This is a genomic window from Meiothermus cerbereus (genome assembly GCF_051297115.1).
GTDB lineage: Bacteria > Deinococcota > Deinococci > Deinococcales > Thermaceae > Meiothermus > Meiothermus cerbereus_A.
Genome location: NZ_JBEVAL010000014.1, coordinates 25,609 through 49,528, shown reverse-complemented (window position 1 = coordinate 49,528; position 23,920 = coordinate 25,609). Strand labels below are relative to the sequence as shown.

At 61.2% G+C, this 23,920-nt stretch carries 23 protein-coding genes, 2 tRNA genes and 1 pseudogene; 12 read left to right on the top strand and 14 right to left on the bottom strand.

Going from position 1 to position 23,920, the window contains the following annotated elements; all coding sequences use genetic code 11:
• From ABWU19_RS04920 to ABWU19_RS04895, 6 genes and pseudogenes are all read right to left on the bottom strand, one after another.
• A pseudogene (locus ABWU19_RS04920) lies at positions 1-235 on the bottom strand (IS701 family transposase); the annotation flags it as partial.
• 121 nt (positions 236-356) lie between these two features.
• Positions 357-1,523, bottom strand: a complete 1,167-nt coding sequence (locus ABWU19_RS04915; protein WP_435900647.1) for an SIS domain-containing protein — start codon at positions 1,521-1,523, stop codon at positions 357-359.
• A 62-nt stretch (positions 1,524-1,585) separates the two neighbouring features.
• A complete protein-coding gene (gene hypE / locus ABWU19_RS04910) occupies positions 1,586-2,614 on the bottom strand; it encodes a hydrogenase expression/formation protein HypE (protein WP_435900646.1) in 1,029 nt (342 codons plus the stop codon).
• Between the two features lie 158 nt (positions 2,615-2,772).
• The gene (gene hypD / locus ABWU19_RS04905) at positions 2,773-3,888 is read right to left on the bottom strand and encodes a hydrogenase formation protein HypD (RefSeq protein ID WP_435900645.1); all 1,116 of its coding nucleotides are present in this window, start codon (positions 3,886-3,888) and stop codon (positions 2,773-2,775) included.
• Positions 3,885-4,127 carry a HypC/HybG/HupF family hydrogenase formation chaperone gene (locus tag ABWU19_RS04900; protein WP_435900644.1) on the bottom strand — a complete coding sequence of 81 codons (243 nt, stop codon included), beginning with the start codon at positions 4,125-4,127 and terminating at the stop codon, positions 3,885-3,887. Before ABWU19_RS04900 ends, hypD begins: the two co-directional genes overlap by 4 nt.
• On the bottom strand, positions 4,114-4,428 hold the full coding sequence (locus ABWU19_RS04895; RefSeq protein WP_435900643.1) for a HypC/HybG/HupF family hydrogenase formation chaperone: 315 nt from the start codon (positions 4,426-4,428) through the stop codon (positions 4,114-4,116). Before ABWU19_RS04895 ends, ABWU19_RS04900 begins: the two co-directional genes overlap by 14 nt.
• A gap of 176 nt (positions 4,429-4,604) precedes the next feature.
• On the opposite strand from ABWU19_RS04895, the gene ABWU19_RS04890 reads away from it, so the two are divergent.
• The gene (locus ABWU19_RS04890; RefSeq protein ID WP_435900642.1) at positions 4,605-5,135 is read left to right on the top strand and encodes a YdcF family protein; all 531 of its coding nucleotides are present in this window, start codon (positions 4,605-4,607) and stop codon (positions 5,133-5,135) included.
• A gap of 147 nt (positions 5,136-5,282) precedes the next feature.
• Here ABWU19_RS04890 and ABWU19_RS04885 read toward each other — a convergent pair whose 3' ends face one another.
• From ABWU19_RS04885 to ABWU19_RS04860, 6 genes are all read right to left on the bottom strand, one after another.
• Complete coding sequence (locus ABWU19_RS04885) at positions 5,283-5,738, bottom strand: DivIVA domain-containing protein (protein ID WP_435900649.1); 456 nt, start codon at positions 5,736-5,738, stop codon at positions 5,283-5,285.
• A 236-nt stretch (positions 5,739-5,974) separates the two neighbouring features.
• Positions 5,975-6,613, bottom strand: a complete 639-nt coding sequence (locus ABWU19_RS04880) for a YggS family pyridoxal phosphate-dependent enzyme (RefSeq protein WP_435900641.1) — start codon at positions 6,611-6,613, stop codon at positions 5,975-5,977.
• Positions 6,614-6,649: 36 nt separating this feature from the next.
• Positions 6,650-7,471, bottom strand: a complete 822-nt coding sequence (locus ABWU19_RS04875) for a purine-nucleoside phosphorylase (RefSeq protein ID WP_435900640.1) — start codon at positions 7,469-7,471, stop codon at positions 6,650-6,652.
• A gap of 142 nt (positions 7,472-7,613) precedes the next feature.
• Positions 7,614-7,690, bottom strand: a tRNA-Met gene (locus tag ABWU19_RS04870).
• Between the two features lies 1 nt (position 7,691).
• Positions 7,692-7,768 (bottom strand) — tRNA-Met (locus tag ABWU19_RS04865).
• A gap of 103 nt (positions 7,769-7,871) precedes the next feature.
• Positions 7,872-8,960: an XdhC family protein gene (locus tag ABWU19_RS04860; protein ID WP_435900639.1), complete on the bottom strand. Its 1,089-nt coding sequence runs from the start codon at positions 8,958-8,960 to the stop codon at positions 7,872-7,874.
• A 468-nt stretch (positions 8,961-9,428) separates the two neighbouring features.
• Between ABWU19_RS04860 and ABWU19_RS04855 the strand changes: the two genes are divergently transcribed.
• From ABWU19_RS04855 to ABWU19_RS04835, 5 genes are all read left to right on the top strand, one after another.
• Positions 9,429-9,929 carry a (2Fe-2S)-binding protein gene (locus ABWU19_RS04855; RefSeq protein WP_435900638.1) on the top strand — a complete coding sequence of 167 codons (501 nt, stop codon included), beginning with the start codon at positions 9,429-9,431 and terminating at the stop codon, positions 9,927-9,929.
• Positions 9,930-9,992: 63 nt separating this feature from the next.
• Positions 9,993-12,359, top strand: coding sequence for a xanthine dehydrogenase family protein molybdopterin-binding subunit (locus ABWU19_RS04850; RefSeq protein ID WP_435900637.1), 2,367 nt, complete (start codon positions 9,993-9,995; stop codon positions 12,357-12,359).
• Positions 12,360-12,469: 110 nt separating this feature from the next.
• Positions 12,470-13,306 (top strand): FAD binding domain-containing protein, encoded by an 837-nt coding sequence (locus tag ABWU19_RS04845; protein ID WP_435900636.1) that lies wholly within the window; start codon positions 12,470-12,472, stop codon positions 13,304-13,306.
• 68 nt (positions 13,307-13,374) lie between these two features.
• Complete coding sequence (locus tag ABWU19_RS04840) at positions 13,375-14,268, top strand: AAA family ATPase (protein WP_435900635.1); 894 nt, start codon at positions 13,375-13,377, stop codon at positions 14,266-14,268.
• A complete protein-coding gene (locus ABWU19_RS04835) occupies positions 14,265-15,446 on the top strand; it encodes a vWA domain-containing protein (protein WP_435900634.1) in 1,182 nt (393 codons plus the stop codon). The genes ABWU19_RS04840 and ABWU19_RS04835 overlap by 4 nt, the downstream gene beginning before the upstream one ends.
• Before the next feature lie 171 nt (positions 15,447-15,617).
• Here the strand turns inward: ABWU19_RS04835 and ABWU19_RS04830 are convergent, their stop codons facing one another.
• Positions 15,618-16,829 (bottom strand): S8 family peptidase, encoded by a 1,212-nt coding sequence (locus ABWU19_RS04830; RefSeq protein WP_435900633.1) that lies wholly within the window; start codon positions 16,827-16,829, stop codon positions 15,618-15,620.
• Positions 16,830-16,945: 116 nt separating this feature from the next.
• A complete protein-coding gene (locus ABWU19_RS04825; protein WP_435900632.1) occupies positions 16,946-18,607 on the bottom strand; it encodes an acyl-CoA carboxylase subunit beta in 1,662 nt (553 codons plus the stop codon).
• 122 nt (positions 18,608-18,729) lie between these two features.
• Here ABWU19_RS04825 and tpiA point away from each other — a divergent pair, with 122 nt between their 5' ends.
• The 6 genes from tpiA (at position 18,730) to ABWU19_RS04795 (ending at position 23,876) form a co-directional block, all read left to right on the top strand.
• The gene (tpiA, locus tag ABWU19_RS04820; RefSeq protein ID WP_435900631.1) at positions 18,730-19,476 is read left to right on the top strand and encodes a triose-phosphate isomerase; all 747 of its coding nucleotides are present in this window, start codon (positions 18,730-18,732) and stop codon (positions 19,474-19,476) included.
• 12 nt (positions 19,477-19,488) lie between these two features.
• Positions 19,489-19,824, top strand: a complete 336-nt coding sequence (locus ABWU19_RS04815) for an MliC family protein (RefSeq protein WP_435900630.1) — start codon at positions 19,489-19,491, stop codon at positions 19,822-19,824.
• Between the two features lie 68 nt (positions 19,825-19,892).
• On the top strand, positions 19,893-21,017 hold the full coding sequence (locus tag ABWU19_RS04810) for a pyridoxal phosphate-dependent aminotransferase (RefSeq protein WP_435900629.1): 1,125 nt from the start codon (positions 19,893-19,895) through the stop codon (positions 21,015-21,017).
• 197 nt (positions 21,018-21,214) lie between these two features.
• Positions 21,215-22,249 (top strand): pyruvate dehydrogenase (acetyl-transferring) E1 component subunit alpha, encoded by a 1,035-nt coding sequence (pdhA, locus tag ABWU19_RS04805; RefSeq protein ID WP_435900628.1) that lies wholly within the window; start codon positions 21,215-21,217, stop codon positions 22,247-22,249.
• Positions 22,246-23,244, top strand: a complete 999-nt coding sequence (locus ABWU19_RS04800; protein ID WP_435900627.1) for an alpha-ketoacid dehydrogenase subunit beta — start codon at positions 22,246-22,248, stop codon at positions 23,242-23,244. The genes pdhA and ABWU19_RS04800 overlap by 4 nt, the downstream gene beginning before the upstream one ends.
• Before the next feature lie 98 nt (positions 23,245-23,342).
• On the top strand, positions 23,343-23,876 hold the full coding sequence (locus tag ABWU19_RS04795) for a DMT family transporter (RefSeq protein ID WP_435900626.1): 534 nt from the start codon (positions 23,343-23,345) through the stop codon (positions 23,874-23,876).
• Positions 23,877-23,920 lie beyond the last annotated feature (44 nt).

The window sequence follows — 23,920 nt, the reverse complement described above, 5'->3', positions numbered from 1 at the left end:
AGATGTCCTGCCGAGTAACGCGGTATGAGGACGTCGTCCAGGATGAGGTAACCCCGTTGCAGTCCTCCTTTTTGTTGGCAGAGTTCCAGGGCCAGCGCGAAGTAAAAGGCCAGGGGTTGCTGCAAGGCCCGCCGGCAAAATCCTTACCCTCGGCCATAGCCAGGGCCGAGGCATTGATGGGGCTGGATGCCAAGCTTTCCAGAGCGCGGCGGACGGGGCGTGGTATCCTATTCATTGGGCTTCCTATGTGACTGGAAGCCCATTTTAATGGATATATAGAACACCGCGTAATTCCAGCTATGTGTAAGAGTCCCGCAGTTCGGCGGTGAACTGGCAATTCTTGGTACCGAAGAGTTCTAGCGCCATAGCTCCCCCAGCAACTCACGGATGATGTGATACACCGAGGCCTGCACCTCCTGGATCCGGGGAATGTGTTCGGAACGAACAACTATTGTCATGTCAGCCAGGTTTTGTCGAATCACTTCTCCGCCGTCGTAGCCCAGCAGCGCAATGGTGAGCATTCCCCGCTTGCGGGCCTCTTGCAAAGCCATGACGATATTCTTTGAACCACCGCTTGTAGAAAAAGCAAAGGCAATGTCCTCTGAGCGAGCTTGAGCAATTAGCTGGCGCAAAAAAACGACCTCGGTTCCGACATCATTGGCAATGGCGGAAATACTGGCTGGTTCGAGCGCCAGCGAAACAGCAGGAACAGCTTTCCAACCCAAGGGCGGCTCCACACAGTCCAGTGCAAAATCGTTCGCATCCGTAGCCGAGCCGCCGTTGCCGAAGAGAATCAGCTTGCCGCCTTGCTGTAGGCGCTTCGCTATGGCCTCTGCCGCCCCCGCAATCGCCGCACTCTGCCCGACTATCGCCATCCGCAACTTTGCGTCTTCGTCTACCTTGATCCGAATGGAGTCGGTAACTTCGGCGACTACAGCCTGGATGTCCTGCTTCTCACCGCTCAAAAAAGGGTACAGAAACGCGCTCTCACCGAGCTGGTAGTTGCTTTCGCGGTGCTCAAAAAATACGTGCACGGTTTCCCAGAGGAGGTGGTAAAGCATCTCGACAATCTCTTGGTGGATGAAGGGGTGAGGTGAAGGTACTTCTACAGCATAATCGCCATCGTTACCGGTAAGCGCAAAGGTGAAAGCACCTCTGGCTCGAGCCGCCCTCAACGCCGCCGAGACCGCCGCGTCTCCCCCTCGCGGCGCGAAGCCCATCACCATGTCTTCCGGTTTGACCAAGACCTCGAGCCAACTTCCAAACGCCATCGAGAGGTCGAGCGCAGGGAGTGCCCGTTTGCCCACAATTACCGGATGCACGAACTCTACCGAGACGTGCTGTGCATCGGTGGCATAGGCTTTTTGTCCCAAAGCCAGCAGCCGTCCCCCCGCCAAAAACCGCTCCGCCATCTGGCGGCAAACTTCAGCCAGACGGCTGGCTTCCTGGTCGAAAAAAGTCCTGGTCGCAGCATTGCGCTCGAGCAAAGCTGCTTCAATTTTTCGGGCACGGGAGTCGGTCATACCCTGAGAACTAGTAAGGGGGTTTGTGCGGCTTTTTTTCTAGCCCTTGCCAGCCCAGTCGGTTAGCAAATCCTTGGCAAAGGGTCACCTACCAGCATATCCACGATGCGGCTCGAGCCATAGCCGGTTTGGCTATAAACCACCCCGGCAGGGCTATCCACCACTTCCCCCACCAGCCTTGCTTCGGCACCCCCTGGTACTGCCCGCACCGCCTCCAGCGCAGTTTCGGCGTATTCGGGCGCGATAATCGCAATGAACTGACCTTCGTTGGCAATGTGCAGCGGGTCGAGACCAAGAATCTCACAAGCTCCACGCACTTCGTCACGGATTGGAATCTGATCCTCGTAAAGCTTGATAGCCAGGCTGACATCCCTAGCCAGCTCGTTCAGCGAGGTGGCCACGCCGCCCCGCGTAGGGTCGCGCATCCAGCGCAGGCCAGGGGCCGCCATCCCAATCAACGCCTCAACAAACGGCCAGACCGAGCGGGTGTCGGACTTAAGGTCGGCCACGAGGTCGAGTTCACCCCGGGCCAACAAGATGGTGATTCCATGATCGCCAATGGTTCCGGAGAGCAGCACCTGATCCCCAGGTCGCACTGATGAAGCAGCAAGGTTCACCCGCAAATCCACCAAGCCGACCCCGCTGGTGCTAATGTAGAGCCCGTCAGCCTTGCCGTGCTCCACCACCTTGGTGTCCCCACCCACCACTTGCACACCAGCTATCTGGGCAGCTTGCTGGATGGCCTCGAGTTCTTCTTGCAAGACCTGAGCCGAGAGGCCGGCCTCCAGAATCAGCGTCGAGAGCAGCGCTATCGGCTTCGCCCCCGAGACGGCCAGATCGTTAACCGTGCCATAGACCGCCAGTTCTCCAATTGAACCCCCCGGAAAACGCAACGGCTTGACCACGAAGCTATCGGCGGTAAAGGCCAGCGATGAGCCATTGAGGCTGAGCAACGCAGCATCGTCCAGGCTGGGGTTGCCCAGGATGGGCGCAATGAGTCCTTCCACCAGTCGGCGGCTGGCCTTGCCGCCCGCGCCGTGCGCGAGTTCGATTTGACTGTCTTTGAAACGGATAACCGGTAGTTTAGTCATAGCGCCTTCTCCTCCCCCTCACGGCGCAGCACGCTGGGGAGGCCGGGTGAGGATACCGTACCAAATCGGAGCAAAGGAGGTTGCTGGCAACTGAAGAACCACCCTAACCCTCTCCGACTGAGGGAGAAGAGGATTGAGATGCTGCAGCAGAACCATGCTCAATCCCCCGATACCAGCTCGGCGCGGTGGACGTAGTTGTAGTAGGCAGCGCAGGCCCCTTCCGAAGAAACCATCAAGGCTCCTACAGGCCGCTCAGGGGTGCATTCCTTGCCGAAAAGTTTGCACTGCTGCGGCTTCAGCACCCCCTTCAGTACCTCACCACACTGGGCAGCTTTGGGATCGGTAACCCGCACGCCTTCAACCGCGAAGCGGGCCTCGGTGTCCCACTGGGCGTACTCCGGGCGCAGTTTGAGCGCCGACTGCGAGATGAAGCCCAGCCCGCGCCACTCAAAGTAGGGGCGCAACTCGAAAACCTGAGCCATTGCCGCGAGTGCAGCACGGTTGCCATCCCAGGGCACCACTCGCTCGTACTGGTTCTCCACTTGAGCCCGGCCCTCGTTCATCTGGCGGAGCAGCATCACCATGCTTTGCAGTAGGTCGAGTGGCTCGAAGCCCGAGGTGACCACCGGCTTGCCGTACTCCTTTACTGCAAACTCGTAGGGCCGACAACCGATCACGGTGGAAACATGCCCTGGCCCGATAAAGCCATCCAGCCGCATGTCCGGCGAGTCCAGAATGGCCCGCATGGCCGGGACAATGGTGACATGGTTACAGAACACGGTAAAGTTCTCTATCCCCATCTTCTTCGCTCGCATCAGCGTAAGGGCCGTGGAAGGGGCCGTGGTTTCGAAGCCAATAGCAAAAAAGATTACCTGGCGTTCGGGGTTCTTTTCCGCCAGCTTGAGTGCATCCAGGGGCGAGTAGACCATGCGGATGTCAGCACCTCTGGCCTTCATCTCCAGAGGTGTCCCCATCTGGCCTGGTACCCGCATCATGTCCCCAAAGGCAGCAAGGATCACGCCTGGGTCTTGGGCCAGTTTGAGACCATCGTCTACCCGGCCCATCGGCAGCACACACACTGGGCAGCCGGGGCCGTGGATGAGTTCGATATTCTTCGGCAGCAAATCTTGCAAGCCGAAGCGGTAAATGGAGTGGGTGTGACCTCCACAGACCTCCATGATGCGGTATTGGCGGCTGGGGTCGGCCAGTCGCTTGATTTCGTCAGCAGCCCGCTCGATAAGCTTGGGGTCGCGGAACTCATCCACATATTTCATGCCGGTTCCTCCAAGCGTGAGATCGCCACGCCCATGTGAACCAAAAGCGCGTCACCAGGTTTCACTTCGGGGAAAAAGTCAATAGCCACCGTGGCACGCCGACCCACACGGTCTTCGACCAACGCGTCGCTGCCGATCAGCTCGACGACCCGCACCGGAATCGCCACGTCACCACAGGCAGTGCAGCCGTCTTGATCCAGGGTGCAACTACTGTAAAGCGACAGATCAGTTTTCGACATGAGAACTTCGCTCCTGCGGTTTGAAGGTTTCGTCGGTAAACTGGTAGCCTCCCAGTTCTTCGAGGGCTGCCTCGGCTTCGCCCAACATGGTCATGAACTTGAGCTGATCCTGGGCCTCCTGCTCGCTAATCTTGCTCATAGCAAAACCCACATGGATGAGCACCCAGTCGCCTGGCTCGAGGGGCTCCTGGGAAAGCAGATCCATATTAACCTGGCGGCGCACCCCCGAGACCTCGACCGTGGCGAAGTGGCGGAACTCATCTTGGAATTGAACGATCTTACCGGGAATGGCAAGACACACAGCAGCAACCTCCTTAGAATAGTCCTAATTCTACCATATACATGGTCAGGTTAGAGCCTAGCATTCAGGGACTTCAGGGACCGGCCACACCGCATAACTCGACACCAAAGCCCCGCTTCGAGTACCCTATAGAACTGTTGCAGGCGCTTATGCAACATTGGGGGTAGAATTCAGGTATGCGCTGGTGGTGGGCGTTGGTGCTTCTGGCTTTAGGACTGGTCTTTTTTAGCCCCAAAGCTGCCTCCAGTTCGTTACAAAAAGCCGACTGGATTGTGGTTTTGGGAGCAGCACAGTACAACGGTGAGCCCTCGGATATTTTCCGTAATAGGCTCGAGGCGGCTCTGCGTCTGTACCGTCAGGGGTACGCGCCGCGCATTGCCGTGACCGGGGGCCGTCGTCCCGGCGACCGTTTTAGCGAAGGCGAAGTGGGTTGCCAGTATCTCCAGGCCAGAAAGGTGCCCCGTTCGACCCTGTACTGTGAGCAGCAAAGCCGTCGCACCGTGGAGAACCTGACCAATATTGCGCCCATCATCGGCAAGTCCAGTGTCATTATCGTGACCGACGAGCCGCACCTGCCCAGGGCCCTCATCCTGGCTGAGCAAATAGGCATCAGAGCCAGCGGTTTTGCGGTACGGGGACAGTTTAAGGAATCGTACTGGCAGCGCGAAAGCTGGCTGGCAATTCTGGCCCGGCTGGGGGTGCGCTAAGTGTCTCCATAAGCGAAACGCAAGATGCCGTACCGAAAGTTCGCTTTAGGAATTGCGCCAGGTATGCATTGACTCATTCCGCTGGTTTTGCCAATCTGCCCTGGCACAACTTAGGCCCTGCTTACCTCTGTAAATGGGGAAGCCGTCCTATCGCTTAAGCCTGTCCAGCGAGGCCAGGTAGCCTTCAAGCAAAGCTCGAAACTGGCTTACAAACAAATCGCGTTCGTTGCGCACCTGTTCGATATCGCTCTTGATTCGCTTCATCTGCTCGATGAGTTCCTGCAGCGCAGCCTGGCGCTCGGTCTCGGTCTCCCGCTTGATGAGTTCGGCCTCGCGCTCGGCCTGGGCCTTGATCTCGCGGGCGATGCGCTCTGCCGCCACCACCGCCCGCTTCAGCTCGGCCTCACCCTCTTTGGATTTGGCCAGCTCGGCCTCGAGTTCGCGAATGTGGCTACGCAAGCGTTCATTTTCTTCAATCAGGGCGGTTTGGGCATCGGCCACCCGCCCCAGATACTCCCGTACCTCGGCCACCGAATAGCCCCGCAAACCCTGGCGAAACTCCTGATAGCGGATGTCTAAAGGGGTCAGGTCGCTGCGCTCCATCCGAAACTCACCCGTCATGCGTTCGTCCACGGCTTTAGACTACAACAGCCTTTGCCCAAATATCGACAACATTCCCCACTCTGCCAATCGAAAGCGGATAGTGGTCTACGCATCTGGAACCCATCCCCCAGGCGCTGCTTATCGAGCTCTTCACAGGTGTGGCCTTCTGGATGGGAATCCACTATGCGGTACAGATCGCAGAAATCAAGTGGGCGAGCGGTTCAATTAAGAGCGCTCTATGGCTCAAAAATGGCCCGCCCCACCCGCACCAGGGTTGCCCCCTCCTCCACCGCCACCTCGAAGTCGCCCGACATCCCCATGCTTCGCTCGGGCAGCTGGTACTGGTCGGCCAGCCGCGAGAGCCGGGCAAATAGGGGTCGTACCGCCTCGGGGTCTTCGGTATAGGGAGCCACGGTCATCAAGCCTTCTACCCAGAGCCCTTCCAGGGTTTGTATTTGGGCCATGGCCTGGGGCAGCTCTTCCTCCAAAAAACCGTGCTTCTGGGGTTCGCGGCCCAGGTTGAGCTCGAGCAGCACCCGCTGCACCTTGCCGCTCTCGAGCGCTTTGCGGGCCACCGCCTCGGCCAAACGTAGCGAGTCGATGGAGTGAATCAGGTCGAAGCGCACCGCAAACTTGGCTTTGTTGCGCTGCAAGGGCCCGATAAAGTGCCACTCGGCCTCGAGTTCTTGCATTTTGGGCAAGGCCTCCTGAATGCGCGACTCGCCCAGGGGAAAACGGCCAAAGCGCAGCACCTGCTCACGAATTTCTTCCACCGAGTGTTCCTTGGTGACCGCTACCAGCCGCACGCCACGGGGGTCGCGCCCCGCCCTGGCGCAGGCCTGCTCGATGCGTGCGAGAACGTCAGGAAGACTCATACCTGGTCACCCGCAAAATTCGCCCAGAGGAAGCCCTCACATGGCGGCCAGAATTCCCCGCACAAACTTACGGAACAAGGCCCCGCTCCTGGCGGCTGTAGCCAGCACTTCCTGCTCGGTGGCGTGGTGCTCCCGTTCGGGCACCGCCATATCGGTAATGGTGGAAAGACCCAGCACCCTGGCCCCCAGATGTCGCAGAGCGATTACCTCGGGCACGGTGGACATCCCAATTGCATCGGCGCCCAGGGTACGCAGCAGCCGCAGTTCGGCCCGGCTGGCAAACTGCGGCCCAGGCCACCAGGCGTATACCCCTTCGCGCAGATGGAAGTCCTGCGCTCTGGCTACTTTGTGGGCCAGCGCCCGCAGCTCGAGGTCGTAAGCATCGAAGGTCACAGGAAAACGCGGCCCCAGGCGCTCATCGTTGGGGCCGGTTAGGGGCGAAAGGGGGGCATAGTTGATGTAGTCGCTGTGCAGCATGAGCTCGCCGGCATTCCAGCCAGGGTTGAGTCCCCCCGCCGCCGAGGTGATCAAAAAAGTCCTGGCCCCCAGAAAGAACCCCACCCGCTGCGGAAATGCCGCCTGGGCTGGGGTGTAGCCCTCGTAACAGTGCACCCGGCCCTTGTAGGCCAGTACGTTTTTGCCCTCGAGCCGCCCCAAAATAAGCTTCCCTTCGTGCCCCGGAGCCGTGGAGTGGGGAAAGTTGGGCAGCGTGCTGTAAGAAAAGCTCGCCACCGTCTCGATCTCGTCGCCCAGGGGGCCCAGGCCCGAACCCAGCACAATGCCCACCTCGGGCACAAAGTCGGTCTGGGTGCGAATGTGGTTTACTGTCTGTTGAATCTGGTCGTAGGTCGAACTCATACGCCCAAATCTACAGCAAAACACGGCTCAGGGTGTAGAGCAGGCCAGCGCTCCTCTACGTTGGCCCTCGACCTATGCACACGATTGGGGTCAAACGCAACCCCGAGGGGCTGCGCCCTCGGGGTTTTTTTGCGTCCTGGACTGGTGGCTATGGGCGGACTTGAACCGCCGACACCACGATTATGAGTCGTGTGCTCTAACCAGCTGAGCTACATAGCCATGGTTGCAGGGACAGGATTTGAACCTGTGACCTTCGGGTTATGAGCCCGACGAGCTACCAGACTGCTCCACCCTGCGTCGGTAGGGGGGTCGCCCCCAAAGCCGCAAACTCAATCTTAGGCGGGAAACCGCGCCTCGTCAAGGCGCGCAAGCCTTTGGCCTCGCCACGGCAAAGCCGCGCTCAGGTCAAAACCTGCGCCGTGGTCGCCTCGTGAATCCCGGCCTTCTTGTCATTCAAAAAGCCCCCCTGGAAACCTCTTTGTAAGGCCACAATCTCGGCCAGGGTTGCAAGCGCAATCTCCTCCGGACTTTCGGCACCGATGTCCAGTCCGATGGGATTCCGCAGACGGGCCAGCTGCTCCTGGCTGGGCACGAAGCCTTCGTCTTTGAGGGCGTCCAGAATTTTTTCCAGGCGGTTGCGCGGGCCCAGCATGCCCACATACCGAGCGGGCGACTCCAGGGCAAAGCGCAGGGCCTGGCGGTCAATGTCGAGATGATGGTTCATCACGATGACGTGCTGGCGGGGGCTAAGGCATATCTTTTGGGCGTATTCGTCGTGGGCCGCCTGAAGGGTCTGGCAGCCTGCAAAACCCTCGAGCAGCTCAGGACGGGCGTCCACTACCGTCACCTTAAAACCCAATACCAGGGCCTGGTTGGCCATGGGCTTGGCGTCGTGGCCTGCCCCGAACAAAACCAGCTCGGGAATGGGGCTGCTCACGTCAAAAAACACCTCGGCCTCTTGCACGTAGCGGGTGGTGGGGCGGGAGGAGCCTCCTTGCATCTGCCGGGCAATTCGAACCACTTGGTCGTGCAGTTCGGGGGGTGTAATTTGGCCCTCGAGCACTCCGTCGGGCTTGAGCCAGACCCGCCCCTCGCCACCCCCCAGCACCGTAGCCAGCACCGAGGGCTCCGACTCGGTGGTCTCCTGCAGCCAGCGGTGCAAGAGACCCTGGGGTTCCACCGGCTCCACCCAGACCTCGACCGTGCCGCCGCAACCCGGCCACCAGGTTTTGTCTTCGCTGTAATCGAAGATGGTACGTTCGGCCCGACCACGGGCCAGAATCTGCATGGCAATTTCAATCATCTCCTGCTCGAGGCAGCCCCCAGAAATCATGCAGGCCGAGCCGCCGTCCTCGCGCACCAGCATCTTGGCCCCTTCGCGGCGGTAAGCCGAGCCAATTACCCGTACCACCGTCGCCAGGGCAGTCTGCTTGCCCTCGGCCCAGGCGGCCTCGAGGGCAGCCAACAGCATGGGTGTCTCGTTTGCCATAAAACTGTTCCCCTCACCCTAACCTACACCCAGAAGCCCCCCAGAACTCTGTTAGCAGAACACATTTGCCCAATTTCGTGCTATTGGCAAAACCCGGAGCTTCTTGTTACTCTCATCTTCGAAGTTATATAGTGGCGTCTAAAGATTTCAGTTGCAGGTGTGCCCGCTCGCTTTGTTTGGCTAGCCTGGGAGCGTTTCTGGTAGCTATGGCCTCGAGGTGCTGTCATGACTGGATTTTCTGTATACCCAGCAGTGTGCGTTGCAGACAGCCTCGCTAAAGCAACCACCGTGGATTTACGAACCAGGCCCGTCATGCAGGGTCCAGTTCCAACGCAGTTCCACAGCACAAGCCTTTTACCTGGCAGCAGCTTGCCTGGCTTTCGAGGAGGAGATGAGGGACCGCCACCCCTTTGACACATTTGGCTATCAATGGTCTGAACCAACCCACCACATCGGCGAGGAGGAAGCATGGCAGAGAAGGTACACATCAAGGTAGTGGTCAATGGGCTCGAGCACCATAGCGAGGTCGAGCCCCGGCTTTTGCTGGTTCATTATCTGCGGGAGACCTTGGGGCTTACCGGAACCCACGTAGGCTGTGATACCAGCCAGTGCGGTGCTTGTACGGTGCACGTAGACGGACAGGCCGTGAAGTCCTGCACCATGTTCGCGGTGCAGGCCGATGGCGCCAGTGTAACCACCATCGAAGGCATCGGAAGCGTCGGAAAGCTACACCCGGTACAGGAGGGTTTTTGGGAGATGCACGGGCTGCAGTGTGGCTTCTGCACCCCCGGCATGATCATGGCGGCAGTTGACTTGCTCAACAAGAACCCCCAGCCCAGCGAAGAGGAAATCCGCCATGCCTTAGAGGGCAACCTGTGCCGCTGCACGGGCTACCACAACATCGTGCGGGCTGTGCAGTACGCTGCCGACAGGATGGCGGGTAAGGTTGGAGTTGCTGCGGACGACTAGACCAGGAAGCAAGGCCCGCACAGAGGGCTTCATACTCTGGGTTAACACATTAGGGAGAGAACAATGGCCGACAAACTCTTTGGCAAGGCGATGAAGCGGGTCGAAGACCCCCGCTTCATTACCGGCTCCGGTAACTATACCGACGACATGGCCCTGCCCGGCATGGTGCACGCGGCAATGGTTCGTTCGCCGTATGCCCACGCCCGCATCAAGGGTATTGATACCTCCAAGGCCCGTTCGCATCCTGGGGTGCTGGCAGTCATTACCGGGCAGGAGATGAAGGACGCAGGCATCAACGGGATTCCCACCGGCTGGCTGCACCCCGGCATCAAGACCCCCCCCCATTACGCCATCACCTTCGACAAAGCCCGGCACGTGGGCGACATCGTAGCAGCCGTTATCGCCGAAACCCGGCAGATTGCCGAGGATGCCGCACAACTCGTGGAAGTGGACTACGAGCCCCTGCCCGCGGTTGCGCTGGGGAGCGACGCGCTCAAACCCGGTGCCCCCGCTGTACACGACGACGTGCCCGACAACGTCTGCTTCACCTGGAGTATTGGCGATAAAGCTGCGGTAGATGCGGCTTTTGCCAGCGCCTACAAAACCGTCAAACTCAACCTGCGCAACAACCGGCTGGTGCCCAACGCCATGGAGCCTCGGGCCTCGCTGGCGCAGTACCTCAAGGCCAGTGACGAGTACACCCTCTGGACCACCAGCCAGAACCCCCACATTCACCGCCTTTTGATTGCTGCTTTCATCATGGGCATCCCGGAGCACAAGCTGCGGGTGATCGCCCCGGATGTGGGCGGGGGTTTCGGCAGCAAGATTTACCAGTACCCTGAAGAGATTATCGTGCTCTACGCGGCCAAAAAGCTGGGCCGACCGGTCAAGTGGACGGCCCGCCGCTCGGAGAGCTTCGTCACCGACTCCCACGGGCGCGACCACGAGACCGTGGCCGAGATGGCGGTGGATCAGAACGGCAAGATTACCGCAGTGCGGGTAGATACCATTGCCAACATAGGGGCCTACCTGACCACCTTTGCCCCGGCGGTGCCCACCTACCTGTACGGCTGCTTGCTGGCCGGCACCTATACCACGCCCCACATCTACTGCCACGTGACCGCGCCCTTTACCCACACCACCCCCGTGGATGCCTACCGGGGCGCCGGGCGGCCCGAGGCCACCTACCTGCTCGAGCGCCTGGTGGACGTGATGGCCCACGAGCTGGACATGGACCCGGTGGAGTTCCGCCGCAAGAACCTGATTCCCCCCGAGGCCTTCCCCTACCAGACCCCGGTGGCCCTGCAGTACGACTCCGGCAACTACGAGGCCAACCTGAACAAGGCCCTCGAGCTGGTCAACTACAAAGCGCTGCGCCAGCAGCAAGAAGCGTGGCGCCAGCAGGGGCGCTACATGGGAATCGGGGTGGTCACCTATATCGAAGCCTGCGGGCTGGCCCCCTCGGCCCTGGTAGGCAGCCTGGGCGCACAGGCCGGGCAGTGGGAGAGCGCTTTGGTGCGGGTGATGCCCACCGGCAAGGTGGAGGTCTTTACCGGCACCCACAGCCACGGTCAGGGCCACGAGACGGCCTTTGCCCAGGTGGTGGCCGACGAGCTGCAAATCCCCGTAGAGGATGTGGTGCTGGTACACGGCGACACCGGACGCATGCCCTACGGCTGGGGGTCTTATGGCTCGCGCTCGGCCCCCACGGGCCTCTCGGCCATCGTGCTGGCCACCCGCAAGATTATTGACAAGGCCAAAAAGATTGCGGCCCACCTGCTCGAGGCCAGCCCCGACGACATCGTGCACGAGGACGGCAAGTTTATGGTCAAGGGGGTGCCCGACAAGGCCAAGACCTTCTTCGACATCGCCCTGATGGCCCACCTGGCCCACAACTACCCCGCCGACCTCGAGCCGGGCCTCGAGGCCACCCACTTCTACGACCCCAAAAACTTTGTTTTTCCCTTCGGAACCCACATCGCGGTGGTGGAGGTAGACCCCGAGACCGGCAAGGTCAAGCTGCTGCGCTACCTCTCGGTGGACGACTGCGGCCCGGTGGTCAACCCCCTGATTGCCGAGGGCCAGGTGCACGGCGGCATTGCCCAGGGCTTGGGGCAGGCCCTGCTGGAAGAGGCCGTCTACGACAAAGAGGGCCAGATTCTCTCGGGGAACTTCCTCGAGTACACCCTCCCCCGCGCCGACGACCTGGTGCAGATCGAGCACGACCACACCGTAACCCCCTGCCCGCACAACCCCCTGGGCATCAAAGGCATCGGCGAGGCCGGCACCATCGCCTCCACCGCCGCGGTGGCCAACGCCGTGATGGATGCCCTGCGGCCCTTTGGCATTGTGCATCTCGACATGCCCTACACCCCCGAAAAGGTCTGGCGGGCCATTCACGGCAGCAGGCTGGCCCAGGCCGCGGATTAAGCCGGGCCTGCGCTGCGTGGTCAAGAGATAGAGCAGCGCCGCGATAAAACCTGCAGGGGAGCCCAAAACTCCGCCTTACCCCGCTCCCCTGCCCCAAATGGAGGGTTTGAATGTACACATCCGAGTTCGCCTACAAGAAAGCCAGTAGCCTTGCGGAGGCCATCAGCCTGCTTCAGCAGCACCCGGATGCCAAGTTGCTGGCGGGCGGCCACAGCCTGATTCCCACCATGAAGCTGCGTCTGGCTTCGCCCTCGGCTCTGATTGACATCTCCAGGGTGCCGGAGCTGCGCGGGATCCGGCGCGAAGGCGAGACCCTGGTCATCGGGGCCATGACCACCTACCACGAGCTGGAAACCTCCGACCTGCTCAAACAACACTGTCCCATCATTCCCCAGACGGTACACCTGATTGGCGACCCCATGGTGCGGGCCAAGGGCACCATCGGGGGCTCGCTGGCCCACGCCGACCCCGCCGCCGATCTGCCAGCTTCCATGCTGGCCCTGGGCGCCCAGATCAAAATCCAGGGGCCCTCCGGCAGCCGGGTGGTGGAGGCCGAGCAGTTTTTCACCGGCATGTTCAGCACCGCCGTGCAGGAGGGCGAAATTCTGAGCGAGGTACACATTCCCATCCGGCCCGGGGCCCGCATGGCCTACGCCAAGTTCCCCCACCCGGCCAGCCGCTACGCGGTGGTGGGGGTGGCGGTGGTGCTGGACGGAAATACCGTGCGGGCGGCGGTCACTGGGGCGGGCGAGCACGCCATGCGGCTCACCCGGCTCGAGCAGGCCCTTTCGGGCCAGGCCCTCAGCGCCGAAAACATTGCGGCTGCCTGCCAGGGGCTGCTCCCACCCGACAACCTCAACCACGACCTGGTGGCCTCCAAGGAGTACCGCGCCCACCTGGTAAACGTAATGGCCAAACGGGCCTTGATGCAGGCTGCGGGGCTGTAGCTGCCGCAGGCCGTAATTGTGAGGGGCTGAGGTAATTCGGCCCCTCTACCTTGTGTGAAGATAAGGGTATGTTTCCTGCGTCTGTCCTGGAGACTCAAAAAGCCCTCGAGGCCCACCACTACATCGCCGACAAGGGGCTTTCGGTGGCGGTGTTTCTGGCCCTGAAGCTGGGCCGCCCTTTGCTCCTGGAGGGTGAGCCAGGGGTGGGCAAGACCGAGATCGTGAAGGTGCTGGCAGAGATGCTCTCCACCCGCCTGATTCGCCTGCAATGCTACGAAGGGCTGGACATCAGCAATGCGGTGTACGAGTGGGACTACGCCCGCCAGTTGATGCAAATTCGGCTGCTGGAGGCCAGCGGCGAGCGCGACCAGGAAAAAGTGCGCCACGAGGTGTTTAGCCAGGAGTTCTTGCTCAAGCGCCCGCTTTTGCAGGCGCTGGAAAGCCAGAACGGCAAAGCTCCGGTGCTCCTGATTGACGAGCTCGACCGGGCCGATGAGGAGTTCGAGGCGTTTTTGCTCGAGTTCCTCTCCGACTGGCAGATTACGGTTCCCGAGGTGGGCACCCTCAAGGCCGAAAAGCCGCCGGTGGTGGTGATTACCTCCAACCGCACCCGCGAGATCCACGACGCCCTGAAGCGCCGCTGCATGTACTACTGGATCGACTACCCCAGCTTCGAGAAGGAGTACCGCATCGTGCAGGAAAAAGTGCCGGGCGTACCGGAAAAACTGGCCCAGCAGGCAGTGGCCTTTGTGCAGGAGCTGCGCAAGCAGGACCTCTACAAAGCCCCCGGCGTGGCCGAGACCCTGGACTGGGCCTCCTCGCTGCTGGCCCTGGGCCAGACCGAGCTTTCCCCCGAGGTCATCGAGGAAACCCTGGGGGTGCTGCTCAAGTACCAGGACGACGTGGTCAAAGCCAAAAACCAGGCCCGCGAGCTGCTGGCCCGGGCCCAGATGTCCATATGACCCTCTCCACCACACAGTTACTGGGCCATGTGGTGGCCTTCGTGCGCAGCCTGCGAAGCGAGGGCATGGTGGTTACGCCGGGGCAGACTGCTACGTTTGCCAGGGCCTTAGGGGAGATTTCCATCTTCGACCCAGAGGCTTTTTACTATGCGGCCCAGAGCACCCTCCTGACCCGGCAGGAAGACCGGGCTAAGTTTGCCGAAGCGTTTCGCAGGTTCTGGCAACACCTTGGCCTGGAACGTTTTCCAGCAGAGCTGCTTAATCAGACCCCGCTACCTCCCAAAAAAGAGCAAAAAGCCCGGCCCGGCGAGGTGGGGCGTGAGCCGCGCTCCTCGGAGCGAAGCTCCAACCAACCCCAGCCCGTGGTGGACCGCGCCCTGACCTTCTCCGAGACCGAGGTGCTCAAGCAAAAACGCTTCGACCAGATGAGCGAGGCCGAGCTCGAGGCCGCCCGCAAGCTGCTGTACAGCCTGGTGTGGAACCCTCCCCAAAGGCGCACCCGCCGCCTAAAGGCCAGCGGCAAAGAACAGCTCGACCTGCGCAAGAGTTTCCGGCGCTCCCTCAAACACCAGGGTGAACTGGTGGTGCTCGAACAGCGTTCGCGCAAACACAAACCCCGCCCCATCGTGGCCCTGGCCGACGTTTCGGGCTCTATGGAGCGCTACGCCCGGATGCTGCTGCACTTTTTACACGCTTTTTCCCTCGAGCAAACCCGCCAGGGGGTGCGCCAGGTCGAGAGCTTCACCTTTGGCACGCGCCTAACCCGCATCACCCACACCCTCAAAAAACGCAGTGTGGACGCGGCTTTGCAGGAGGTGGGGCAGCAGGTCAAAGACTGGTCGGGTGGCACCCGCATCGGGGCCTGCCTGCACAGCTTCAACCAGAGCTGGGCCAGGCGGGTGCTGGGCCGGGGGGCCATCGTGCTGGTCATCTCCGATGGCTGGGACCAGGGCGAGCCCGAGCTGCTGGCCTTCGAGATGGAGCGCCTGCAGAAGTCCTGCCACCGCCTGATCTGGCTCAACCCGCTCCTGGGCACCCCCGGCTACCAGCCGCTCACCCGCGGCCTGGTGGCGGCTATGCCCTTCATTGACGACTTTTTGCCGGTGCACAACCTGAATAGCCTGGAGATGCTGGTAGAGGCCATAAGGGGGCTCGAGCGAGGCCCCACCAGCGCCTAATGAGCCCTTTTCATAGCCCGGTTGTCTGAACGCTCTGGCAGGCCCGGGCGAAGACCCTGATCACTACTACCTGGCTAGTTGGAGGCTGGGTGCCTGGTGTGCGATTTGCTGAAAATGCCCTCCAACACAAAAAACGCCCGCCATGGAAGACGGGCGTCTGTGTGGCTATTATCAGTAGTTGCTGTACAGAAGCAGGTTGGGCGAACGCCGTCCGGCGTTGCTCACCACGCCGGAGGTGGCATTGTCCACGATGGCGTTGCGCACGGTGGCGGGGCTGGCGCTGGGGTTGCTTTGGAGGTACAAAGCCGCTACCCCGGCCACATGGGGGGTGGCCATGGAGGTTCCGCTGATGGTGTTGGTCGAGGTGTCGCTGCTAATCCAGGCCGCAGTAATGGAAGAGCCTGGGGCGAAGAGGTCCAGGCAGCTGCCGTAATTGGAGTAGGAGGCCCTGGCGTCGGTGGAGGTGGTGGCCCCCACGGTAATGCCCGCAGTCACACGGGCTGGCGAGAACTGGCAGGCATCGCGGTTGCTGTTGCCTGCGGCCAGGGCAAAGGTAATCCCGGCGTTGATGGCGTTATTGACCGCGGTATCGAGGGCGCTCGAGGCCCCTCCACCCAGGCTCATGTTGGCCACCGCCGGCTTTTGGGCGTTCTGCCGCACCCAGTCCACCCCGGCAATCACGCCGGAGGTGGTGCCCGAACCGCTGCAATCCAAAACCCGCACAGCATACAGGCGCACACTCTTGGCTACGCCATACACCGAACCCCCCACCGTTCCGGCCACATGGGTTCCGTGGCCGTTGCAGTCGTTGCCGTTCTGTCCGTCACCGATGGCGTCGTAGCCTACCGAGGCACGGCCCCCAAACTCGCTGTGGCTCACCCGGATTCCGGTGTCGATGATGTAGACATGTACGCCGCTGCCGGTGTTGCTGTAGGTAAAGGTGCCGCTCAGGGGCAGGGCCCGCTGGTCAATGCGATCGAGGCCCCAGGTCGCACCCGTCTGGGTGGCGTCAATGCGCATTATCTGGTCGGCCTCGATGTAGGCTACCCTGGGGTTCTGGCGCAGCGCAGCGAGGTTTTCCGGGGAAAGCTGCACCGCCAAACCCTGCAAAGCAGCCGTGTAGACCTGTTGCACCCTGGCATCAGGCGCCAGCCCCAGGCTTTCCAGTTCCCGCTGCAGGGCAGCACCCCCGCGCAAACCCGCTTTCATGCCTTGCAGCGAGGCCATGACGTTGGGGTCATCCTTGTAGACCACAATGTACTGGCCCTGGATGGCATTGGGGTTGTCGAGGCCCAACACCGGAGCCAGGTTATCTGAGGTTACACGGTTTCCACAGGCCGCCAGCACCATCAGTAAAATGATCCAAGCAAATCGAAGATGCATCGCTAAGAACCTCCAGGGTTAGGAACTAACTTTGGGTCTGATACCCGCAGAAAGTATACACGTGTTGTCGCAGCTGTGGTGCTTTTGCCAAACCAAGCAACAAAACCACCGGAAAACTACACCTGAAACACGCCCAGCCGCATCTGCTCCCGCACGGGGTTAAGCGCGCAGACCTCGAGGCTCCGGATCAGGCGCTCGCGGGTCTCGTGGGGAAAGATGACCTCGTCGACCCAGAGGCGGGCCGCGGCGTAGCGCGGGTCGAGGGTCTCTTCGTAGCGGGCCTTGATGCGCTCGTAGAGTTCGACCAGGTCTTCTTCGGTGGGTTTGCGCCCCTCGCGCTCGAGCTTTGCCAGCTCAATCTCCATCAGGGTCTTGGCCGCCGCATTCCCGCTCATCACGGCATACTTGGCCGAAGGCCAGGCGTAGATGAAGCGGGGGGCATAGGCCTTGCCCGCCATGGCGTAGTTGCCCGCACCAAAGGAGCCCCCGGTAATGAGGGTAATTTTGGGCACCACCGAGTTGGAGACCGCGTTTACCAGCTTGGCCCCCCGCCGAATAATGCCCTGCTGCTCGGACTCCTTGCCCACCATAAAGCCGGTCACGTCCATCAAGAACAAGAGTGGAATGAAGCGCTGGTTGACCTCGAGGATGAACCGGGCGGCCTTGTCGGCGGCCTCGGCGTAGATCACCCCCCCCACCTCGATCTTGCCGGGCTTCTTGATGACGAGGCGCTGGTTGGCCACAATCCCCAGCGGGAACCCCCCCAGCCGGGCGTAGCCACATACCACAGTCTGGCCGTAGTCGGCCTTGTACTCGTGGAACTCGGAGCCGTCCACCAGCCGGGCAATCACCTCTTTTACGTCGTAGGGTCTGGAACCATCGGGCGATACCAGCCCATACAGGTCTTCCGGGGGGTGAAAGGGCTCCACCTCGCTTTTGCGCTCGGCTGCCCAGGGGGCCAGCGTCGGCTGGGCGTAAAGCCCGGCCAGGGCACGGATGCGGGCGATGGCTGCGTCATCGTCCTTCTCGTAGAAGTCCACCGTGCCCGAGACCTCGGCGTGCATCCGCGCCCCGCCCAGTTCGTCCGAGTCCACCTCCTGCCCGATGGCCGCCTTGACCAGGGCCGGGCCGGCCAGGTAGAGCCCCGAACCTTCGGTCATGATCAGCACATCGGTCATCAGGGGCAGGTAGGCGCCCCCGGCCACACAGTTGCCCATGATGGCCGAGATCTGCGGGATGCCCAAAGCACTCATGCGGGCATTCAGGTAAAAAATGCGGCCAAAGTCGTCCTGGTCGGGGAATACCTCGTCCTGCAGGGGCAGGAAGACCCCCGCCGAGTCCACCAGGTAGACCGTGGGCAGGTGGTTCTCGAGGGCAATGGTCTGGGCCCTAATGACCTTTTTGGCGGTGATGGGGAAAAAGGCCCCCGCCTTGACGGTGGCATCGTTGGCGATAATCATCCAGTCCCGACCGGCAATCTTGCCAATGGCGGTCACCACCCCACCCCCCGGGGCACCCCCCCAGTCGGCGTACATCTGCCAGCCGGCATAGCCCAGGATTTCCTCGAGCTCACTGCCAGGATCAATCAGGCGGGCCATGCGCTCTCGAGCCGTCAGGCGTCCCCTGGCATGCTGGCGCTCCACCGCTTTTGGCCCCCCACCCTGCCGCACCTGTTCCAGCGAGGTGCGGAAATCGGCCAGGAGCCGCACCCAGGCATCCTTGTTTTGCTTGAAGGTAGACGATTCACGCTCCTTGGGGCTGATGTGGCTTTGAATCATAACCAAAGTCTACCGTTTTTTTGCTTGCGGGCTGCAATTCCGTCAGGTTTCAAAACGTCCCCAACACAACCAAGGGCCAGCAAAAACGCATCTTGCAGGCATTGCCGTATGATTACCACAATATGCGCAAACGACTCGTCGCGGGCAACTGGAAAATGTACAAAACCCCCTCCGAAGCCAGGATGTGGTTTCGAGACCTGACCGCCCAGCTACCCCAGACCCAGGCCGAACCGGCCCTGCTGGTGCCTTTTACCCATCTGCCCTACGCGGCGGAAATCCTAAAGGGCCACGGGGTGTACTGGGGCGCGCAGGACGTCTCGGCCTACAACGAAGGTGCTTACACCGGCGAAATTTCGGCCAAAATGCTGGCCGACCTAGCCTGCAAGTACACCATTGTGGGGCACTCCGAGCGGCGCAGCCACCACGGTGAGTCGGACGCCCTGGTGGCACAGAAGGCCCGCCGCCTGCTGGAGCATGGGATTGTTCCCATCCTTTGCGTGGGCGAACCCCTGGAGGTCCGCGAGGCCGGCAATCATGTTGAATACACCCTGCGCCAGCTGGAGGGAAGCCTGGAGGGGGTAAATCCCCCCTCGGCCTCGAGCCTGGTCATCGCCTACGAGCCGGTCTGGGCCATCGGCACCGGCAAAACCGCCACCCCCGAGGATGCCGAGGCCATGCACCGCGCCATTCGGGGCTGGCTCACGGCCCGCTACAGCAGGGGCTTTGCCGAAGCCATGCGGATTCTCTACGGCGGCTCGGTCAAGCCCGACAACGCAGCGGCCCTGTTCTCACAGCCCAACATCGACGGCGGGCTGGTGGGGGGTGCTAGCCTGAAGCTCGAGGACTACATCAAACTGCTCACAGCCTGACCAGGAGAAGCTATGCGTGCTAGGACAACGATGGTTTGGACAACGATGGTGTTGCTTTTTTCGCTCGGTGCGCTGGCCCAGTCAGTGGAGGTGGTGCAACGCACCTACCGCTGTGCCGGGGGTGTGCAGGTTCGGGCCGTCTACCAAAACAACTTCGACCGAGTGGGGGTGGTCTTCAACAACCAGACCTACGGCCCCTTGTTTCAGGTAGAGGCAGCCTCGGGCAACAAATATTCCGATGGCAGGGCCACCTGGTGGGTAAAAGGCAGCGGGTCTGCCAAGGAAGCCATGCTGATCAGCGAGCGAACTGGCAAGGTACTGGCCAAAGCTTGCAAACCCGCGCGCTAAAGCCCAGCTTTTGACCTGTCCAGCGCTGTTGCCAACCGGTGCATGGTATACGGTAGACTTTTTTGCACATGGCCAACCTTCATCCCCGCACCCAGCTTTCAAAAGAGAGCGTTTTTGCCCATATGAGCCGCCTGGCCGCACAGCATGGGGCCATCAACCTGGGGCAGGGTTTTCCCTCCAATCCTCCACCCGCTTTTTTGCTCGAGGCCGCCCGGCGCGCCATCGGTGTGGTTGACCAGTACACCCCGCCCATCGGCTTACCCAGGCTGCGTGAGGCTGTTGCTGAAGACCTGGGGGTTTCACCTGAGGATGTGGTCATCACCGCAGGGGGCACCGAGGCCCTGCACGCGCTGGCCGAGTCGCTGTATGGCCCCGGTGACGAAGTGATCATGTTTGAACCCTACTTTGATGTCTATATTCCCCAGGCCCGTATTGCGGGTGCTGAGCCCAGCATGGTCCCCATGCGCCTCACGGACCGCTGGGAGGTGGACTTACCGGCGCTGGAACGGGCCATTACGGTACGCACCCAGGCCATTTTGCTCACCAATCCATACAACCCCACCGGCTCAGTCTTCTCCCGCAGTGAGGCCGAACAAATTGCGGCCCTGGCCCGAAAGCACGACCTCTGGATCATCAGCGATGAGGTCTACGACGAGCTCTACTTTGGTACACCCCCCATTCGGCTACGCGAACTCGCACCGGAGCGGGTCTTTACGGTGGGCTCGGCGGGAAAGCGCCTCGAGGCCACCGGCTGGCGCATTGGCTGGATTGTAACCCCGCCTGGCCTGGCCCCGACCATAGCCGGAATGCGCCAGTGGAGCAGCTTCTGTTCCGCAGCCCCCCTCCAGGCGGCGGTAGCCGAAGCCCTGCCGATTGCCCGCAAAACGGGTTTCTATGAGGAGCTGCGCGAGAGCTATGGTCGGCGCAAGGATCTGCTCGAGCAGGGCCTCAAGTCCTTGGGCCTCAAAACCTTCGCCCCCGCCGGAACCTATTTTCTGACCGCCCTCCTGCCCGATCTCGACGCCGAGCGGCTGGTGCAGGAGGCTGGGGTAGCCATCATTCCCGGTTCGGCTTTCTACCTGCAAAACCCGGCTCCCAGGGGTCTGTTTCGCTTGGCCTTTTGCAAGACTACCGATGAAATTGCCCAGGCCCTTGAGCGCTTGCAGCGCTATTTGAAACAAATCAACACCTGACTGGACTTCACAAAACTATAGAGATGCCTCACCAAATCGTTTGAGGAGAATTCTGGGGGCCTCGATTCCAGAAACCTGGGCCGCCCACCAGAACGCAGGATGTGTGTTTTTTCACGATACATTGCACGTGAAGGAATTCTGCTTTAAGCGCAGCCTGCACCCATGCAACAGGACCATCTTGGGCTAAACTGAACAGCGTGGACACAATTCAGTACCTCGACGAACAAGGCAAACCACTACAGGACTTACCGCTCAGTCCCGATGAGCTGCTCCTGGGCTATCGGGCTTTGCGTCGGGCACGGCACTTCGACGAGCGTGTGCTGGTCTTGCAGCGGCAGGGGCGGCTGGGAGTCTACCCGCCTTTCCGGGGCCAGGAGGCCGCCCAGGTGGGGGTGGCCCTGTGCCTCAAGGCCGACCACGACTGGCTTTTGCCAAGCTACCGCGAGAGCGCAGCCGCGCTCACCTTTGGAATGCCCATCAGCAAACTGATTCTGAACTGGCGGGCCGACCCGGCGGGCTGGGGCGCGCCCCCCAACGTCAACATGGTTCAGTTTTACATCCCCATTGCCACCCAGATACCCCAGGCTGCTGGGGTCGCTTATGCCCAGCGGCTGCTGGGAAAGGATGCCGTGGCGGCGGTCTTTATCGGCGATGGCGGCACTTCCGAGGGCGACTTTCACGAAGGGCTGAACTTTGCCTCGGTGTTCGATGCGCCCCTGCTGATTGTGGTGCAAAACAACGGCTGGGCTATTAGCGTGCCCACCCACAAGCAGATGAAGGTGCCACGCATCGCCCAGAAAGCCCTGGGATACGGGATTCCGGGTGTGGTGGTGGACGGCAACGACCTGGTAGCGGTATGGGTGACCGCCAGGGAAGCCGCAGCCAGGGCCCGCCGGGGCGAGGGGCCCACCCTGATTGAAGCGCTCACCTATCGGGTTGCTCCGCACACCTCTTCCGACGACCCCAGCCGTTACCGCAGTGAGGAGGAGACCGAACGCTGGCTCAGGCGCGACCCCATTGTGCGCATGAAAAACTGCCTTTTGCATCTGGGGTTGTGGAGTGAGGAACAGGAGTCCGCGCTTACAGCGGAGCTCGAGGCCGAGTTTGTGGCGGCTGTGGAGGAGGCCGACCAGGCCCCCGAACCCAAACCCTGGGAAATTGTGGAGCAGGTCTATGCCGAGATGCAGCCCGACCAGCGAACCGCCTGGAATTATCTGCGGGAGGAAGCATGATTGCTGAACGTGGCACTCGAGTGCTGAACAACGTGCAGGCCATCAACGAGGCCTTGGATCTGGCCCTGGCCAAAGACCCTCGGGTGGTGCTTTTTGGCGAAGACGTGGGCACCATGGGGGGGGTTTTTCGGGCCTCGGACGGCTTAATGCAAAAATATGGCGAGAAAAGGGTCTTCGACACACCCCTGGCCGAGAGTGGCATTGTGGGCTTTGGAATTGGGCTGGCCCTGGCCGGGCTGCGCCCGGTGGCCGAGATTCAGTTTGCCGGGTTTTTGTACCCGGCCCTCGACCAGATTCTTTCGCACCTGGGCCGCATGCGCCACCGCACCAGGGGGCGCTTTACCATCCCCATGGTGATCCGGGCCCCCTACGGCGGCGGGGTCAAGACCCCCGAGCAGCACGCCGACAGTCCGGAGGCCATCCTGACCCACGCACCGGGGGTCAAGGTGGTGATACCCTCATCGCCTGAACGGGCCAAAGGGCTTTTGCTCTCGGCCATCGAAGACCCCGATCCGGTGTTTTTCTTGGAGGCCATCAAGCTATACCGGGGTGTTAAGGCCCTGGTTCCAGAAGGCTACTACACGCTGCCCCTGGGAAAAGCCCGTGTGGTGCGGGAAGGCAGCGCCGCCAGCCTGTTCTGCTACGGGGGCATGGTGGAGGTCTGTCTAAAAGCTGCCGAGGTCGCCGCGCGGGAAGGGGTGGAGCTGGAGGTGGTGGACCTCGAGACCCTGGTGCCCCTCGACACCCCCACCATCCTGGCCTCGGTACAAAAAACCGGGCGGGCGGTGGTGGTTTATGAAGCCATGCGCACGGGCGGCTTTGGTGCCGAGGTGGCCGCCCGCATCGCCGAGGAAGCCCTGGACTACCTGCAAGCGCCCATCCTGCGGGTCGCTGGTTGGGACGCCCCCTACCCCCCCTTCAGCGCAGTGGAGAACTTCTATCGCCCCGACGCCAGGCGGGTTCTGGAGGCGGTTCGCCGGGTACTGACGCACTGAGCTCAGGCCTGCCAAAAAACCAGCCAACCAGAGCCCGCATTGAGCCTGGATAATGCTTGCACCGTCTGTATTACCCAACATATGATGCACTGGCCAGTATGGATTCAAAAGAGCTTCTTGCAGCAGCGGTTGCCATCACGACCGGGATACTGATTGCCAGCCTGGGGTTGATCAACAGCCTCTTGCAAAGCAAAACCGGGCTCTGGGGCCTGTCTACCGTGGTACACACCATCGGCCTTGGCTTCTCCCTAGTGGGTCTAATCTTTTTCCAGCAAGGGCATTTTTTGGGTCTAAACTCAGCGCACCCAGTCCGATACGCCCTGCTGGCAATGACCCTTCTGAGCCTTGGCGTAGGCATATTTCTGGTCTGGCTGGGCTTACAGCAGGGCCTTCCCTGGTACAGCTTTTTGGGGGGTTTAGTGGGTCTCTTGGTGGTCATGGGCACGGTATATTCCGTCAATCAACTGGGCGTCACCAACGCCATTACCCTTCTGCTGGTAAGCCAGATTCTGGCAGCGGCCATCTTCCAACACCTGGGAATTCTGGTACAGGAGGCCAGTCCGCTCTCGCTGGTCAAGCTACTCAGCCTAAGCCTCATGCTGCTGGGGGCTATAGCCGTGGTGAGAAGCTAGAGCGGTCTACAAAGAAAATGGTACAAAGCCATTCACAACAAGTG

Coding starts and splice junctions, on each gene's coding strand:
- ABWU19_RS04860 (WP_435900639.1), bottom strand. CDS start 8,960: ATGGCAAACGAGACACCCATGCTGTTGGCTGCCCTCGAGGCCGCCTGG.
- ABWU19_RS04915 (WP_435900647.1), bottom strand. CDS start 1,523: ATGACCGACTCCCGTGCCCGAAAAATTGAAGCAGCTTTGCTCGAGCGC.
- ABWU19_RS04880 (WP_435900641.1), bottom strand. CDS start 6,613: ATGAGTCTTCCTGACGTTCTCGCACGCATCGAGCAGGCCTGCGCCAGG.
- ABWU19_RS04855 (WP_435900638.1), top strand. CDS start 9,429: ATGGCAGAGAAGGTACACATCAAGGTAGTGGTCAATGGGCTCGAGCAC.
- ABWU19_RS04835 (WP_435900634.1), top strand. CDS start 14,265: ATGACCCTCTCCACCACACAGTTACTGGGCCATGTGGTGGCCTTCGTG.
- ABWU19_RS04800 (WP_435900627.1), top strand. CDS start 22,246: ATGATTGCTGAACGTGGCACTCGAGTGCTGAACAACGTGCAGGCCATC.
- ABWU19_RS04875 (WP_435900640.1), bottom strand. CDS start 7,471: ATGAGTTCGACCTACGACCAGATTCAACAGACAGTAAACCACATTCGC.
- hypD (WP_435900645.1), bottom strand. CDS start 3,888: ATGAAATATGTGGATGAGTTCCGCGACCCCAAGCTTATCGAGCGGGCT.
- ABWU19_RS04890 (WP_435900642.1), top strand. CDS start 4,605: ATGCGCTGGTGGTGGGCGTTGGTGCTTCTGGCTTTAGGACTGGTCTTT.
- tpiA (WP_435900631.1), top strand. CDS start 18,730: ATGCGCAAACGACTCGTCGCGGGCAACTGGAAAATGTACAAAACCCCC.
- ABWU19_RS04900 (WP_435900644.1), bottom strand. CDS start 4,127: ATGTCGAAAACTGATCTGTCGCTTTACAGTAGTTGCACCCTGGATCAA.
- ABWU19_RS04830 (WP_435900633.1), bottom strand. CDS start 16,829: ATGCATCTTCGATTTGCTTGGATCATTTTACTGATGGTGCTGGCGGCC.
- ABWU19_RS04825 (WP_435900632.1), bottom strand. CDS start 18,607: ATGATTCAAAGCCACATCAGCCCCAAGGAGCGTGAATCGTCTACCTTC.
- ABWU19_RS04810 (WP_435900629.1), top strand. CDS start 19,893: ATGGCCAACCTTCATCCCCGCACCCAGCTTTCAAAAGAGAGCGTTTTT.
- ABWU19_RS04845 (WP_435900636.1), top strand. CDS start 12,470: ATGTACACATCCGAGTTCGCCTACAAGAAAGCCAGTAGCCTTGCGGAG.
- ABWU19_RS04885 (WP_435900649.1), bottom strand. CDS start 5,738: ATGGAGCGCAGCGACCTGACCCCTTTAGACATCCGCTATCAGGAGTTT.
- ABWU19_RS04850 (WP_435900637.1), top strand. CDS start 9,993: ATGGCCGACAAACTCTTTGGCAAGGCGATGAAGCGGGTCGAAGACCCC.
- ABWU19_RS04795 (WP_435900626.1), top strand. CDS start 23,343: ATGGATTCAAAAGAGCTTCTTGCAGCAGCGGTTGCCATCACGACCGGG.
- hypE (WP_435900646.1), bottom strand. CDS start 2,614: ATGACTAAACTACCGGTTATCCGTTTCAAAGACAGTCAAATCGAACTC.
- ABWU19_RS04815 (WP_435900630.1), top strand. CDS start 19,489: ATGCGTGCTAGGACAACGATGGTTTGGACAACGATGGTGTTGCTTTTT.
- ABWU19_RS04840 (WP_435900635.1), top strand. CDS start 13,375: ATGTTTCCTGCGTCTGTCCTGGAGACTCAAAAAGCCCTCGAGGCCCAC.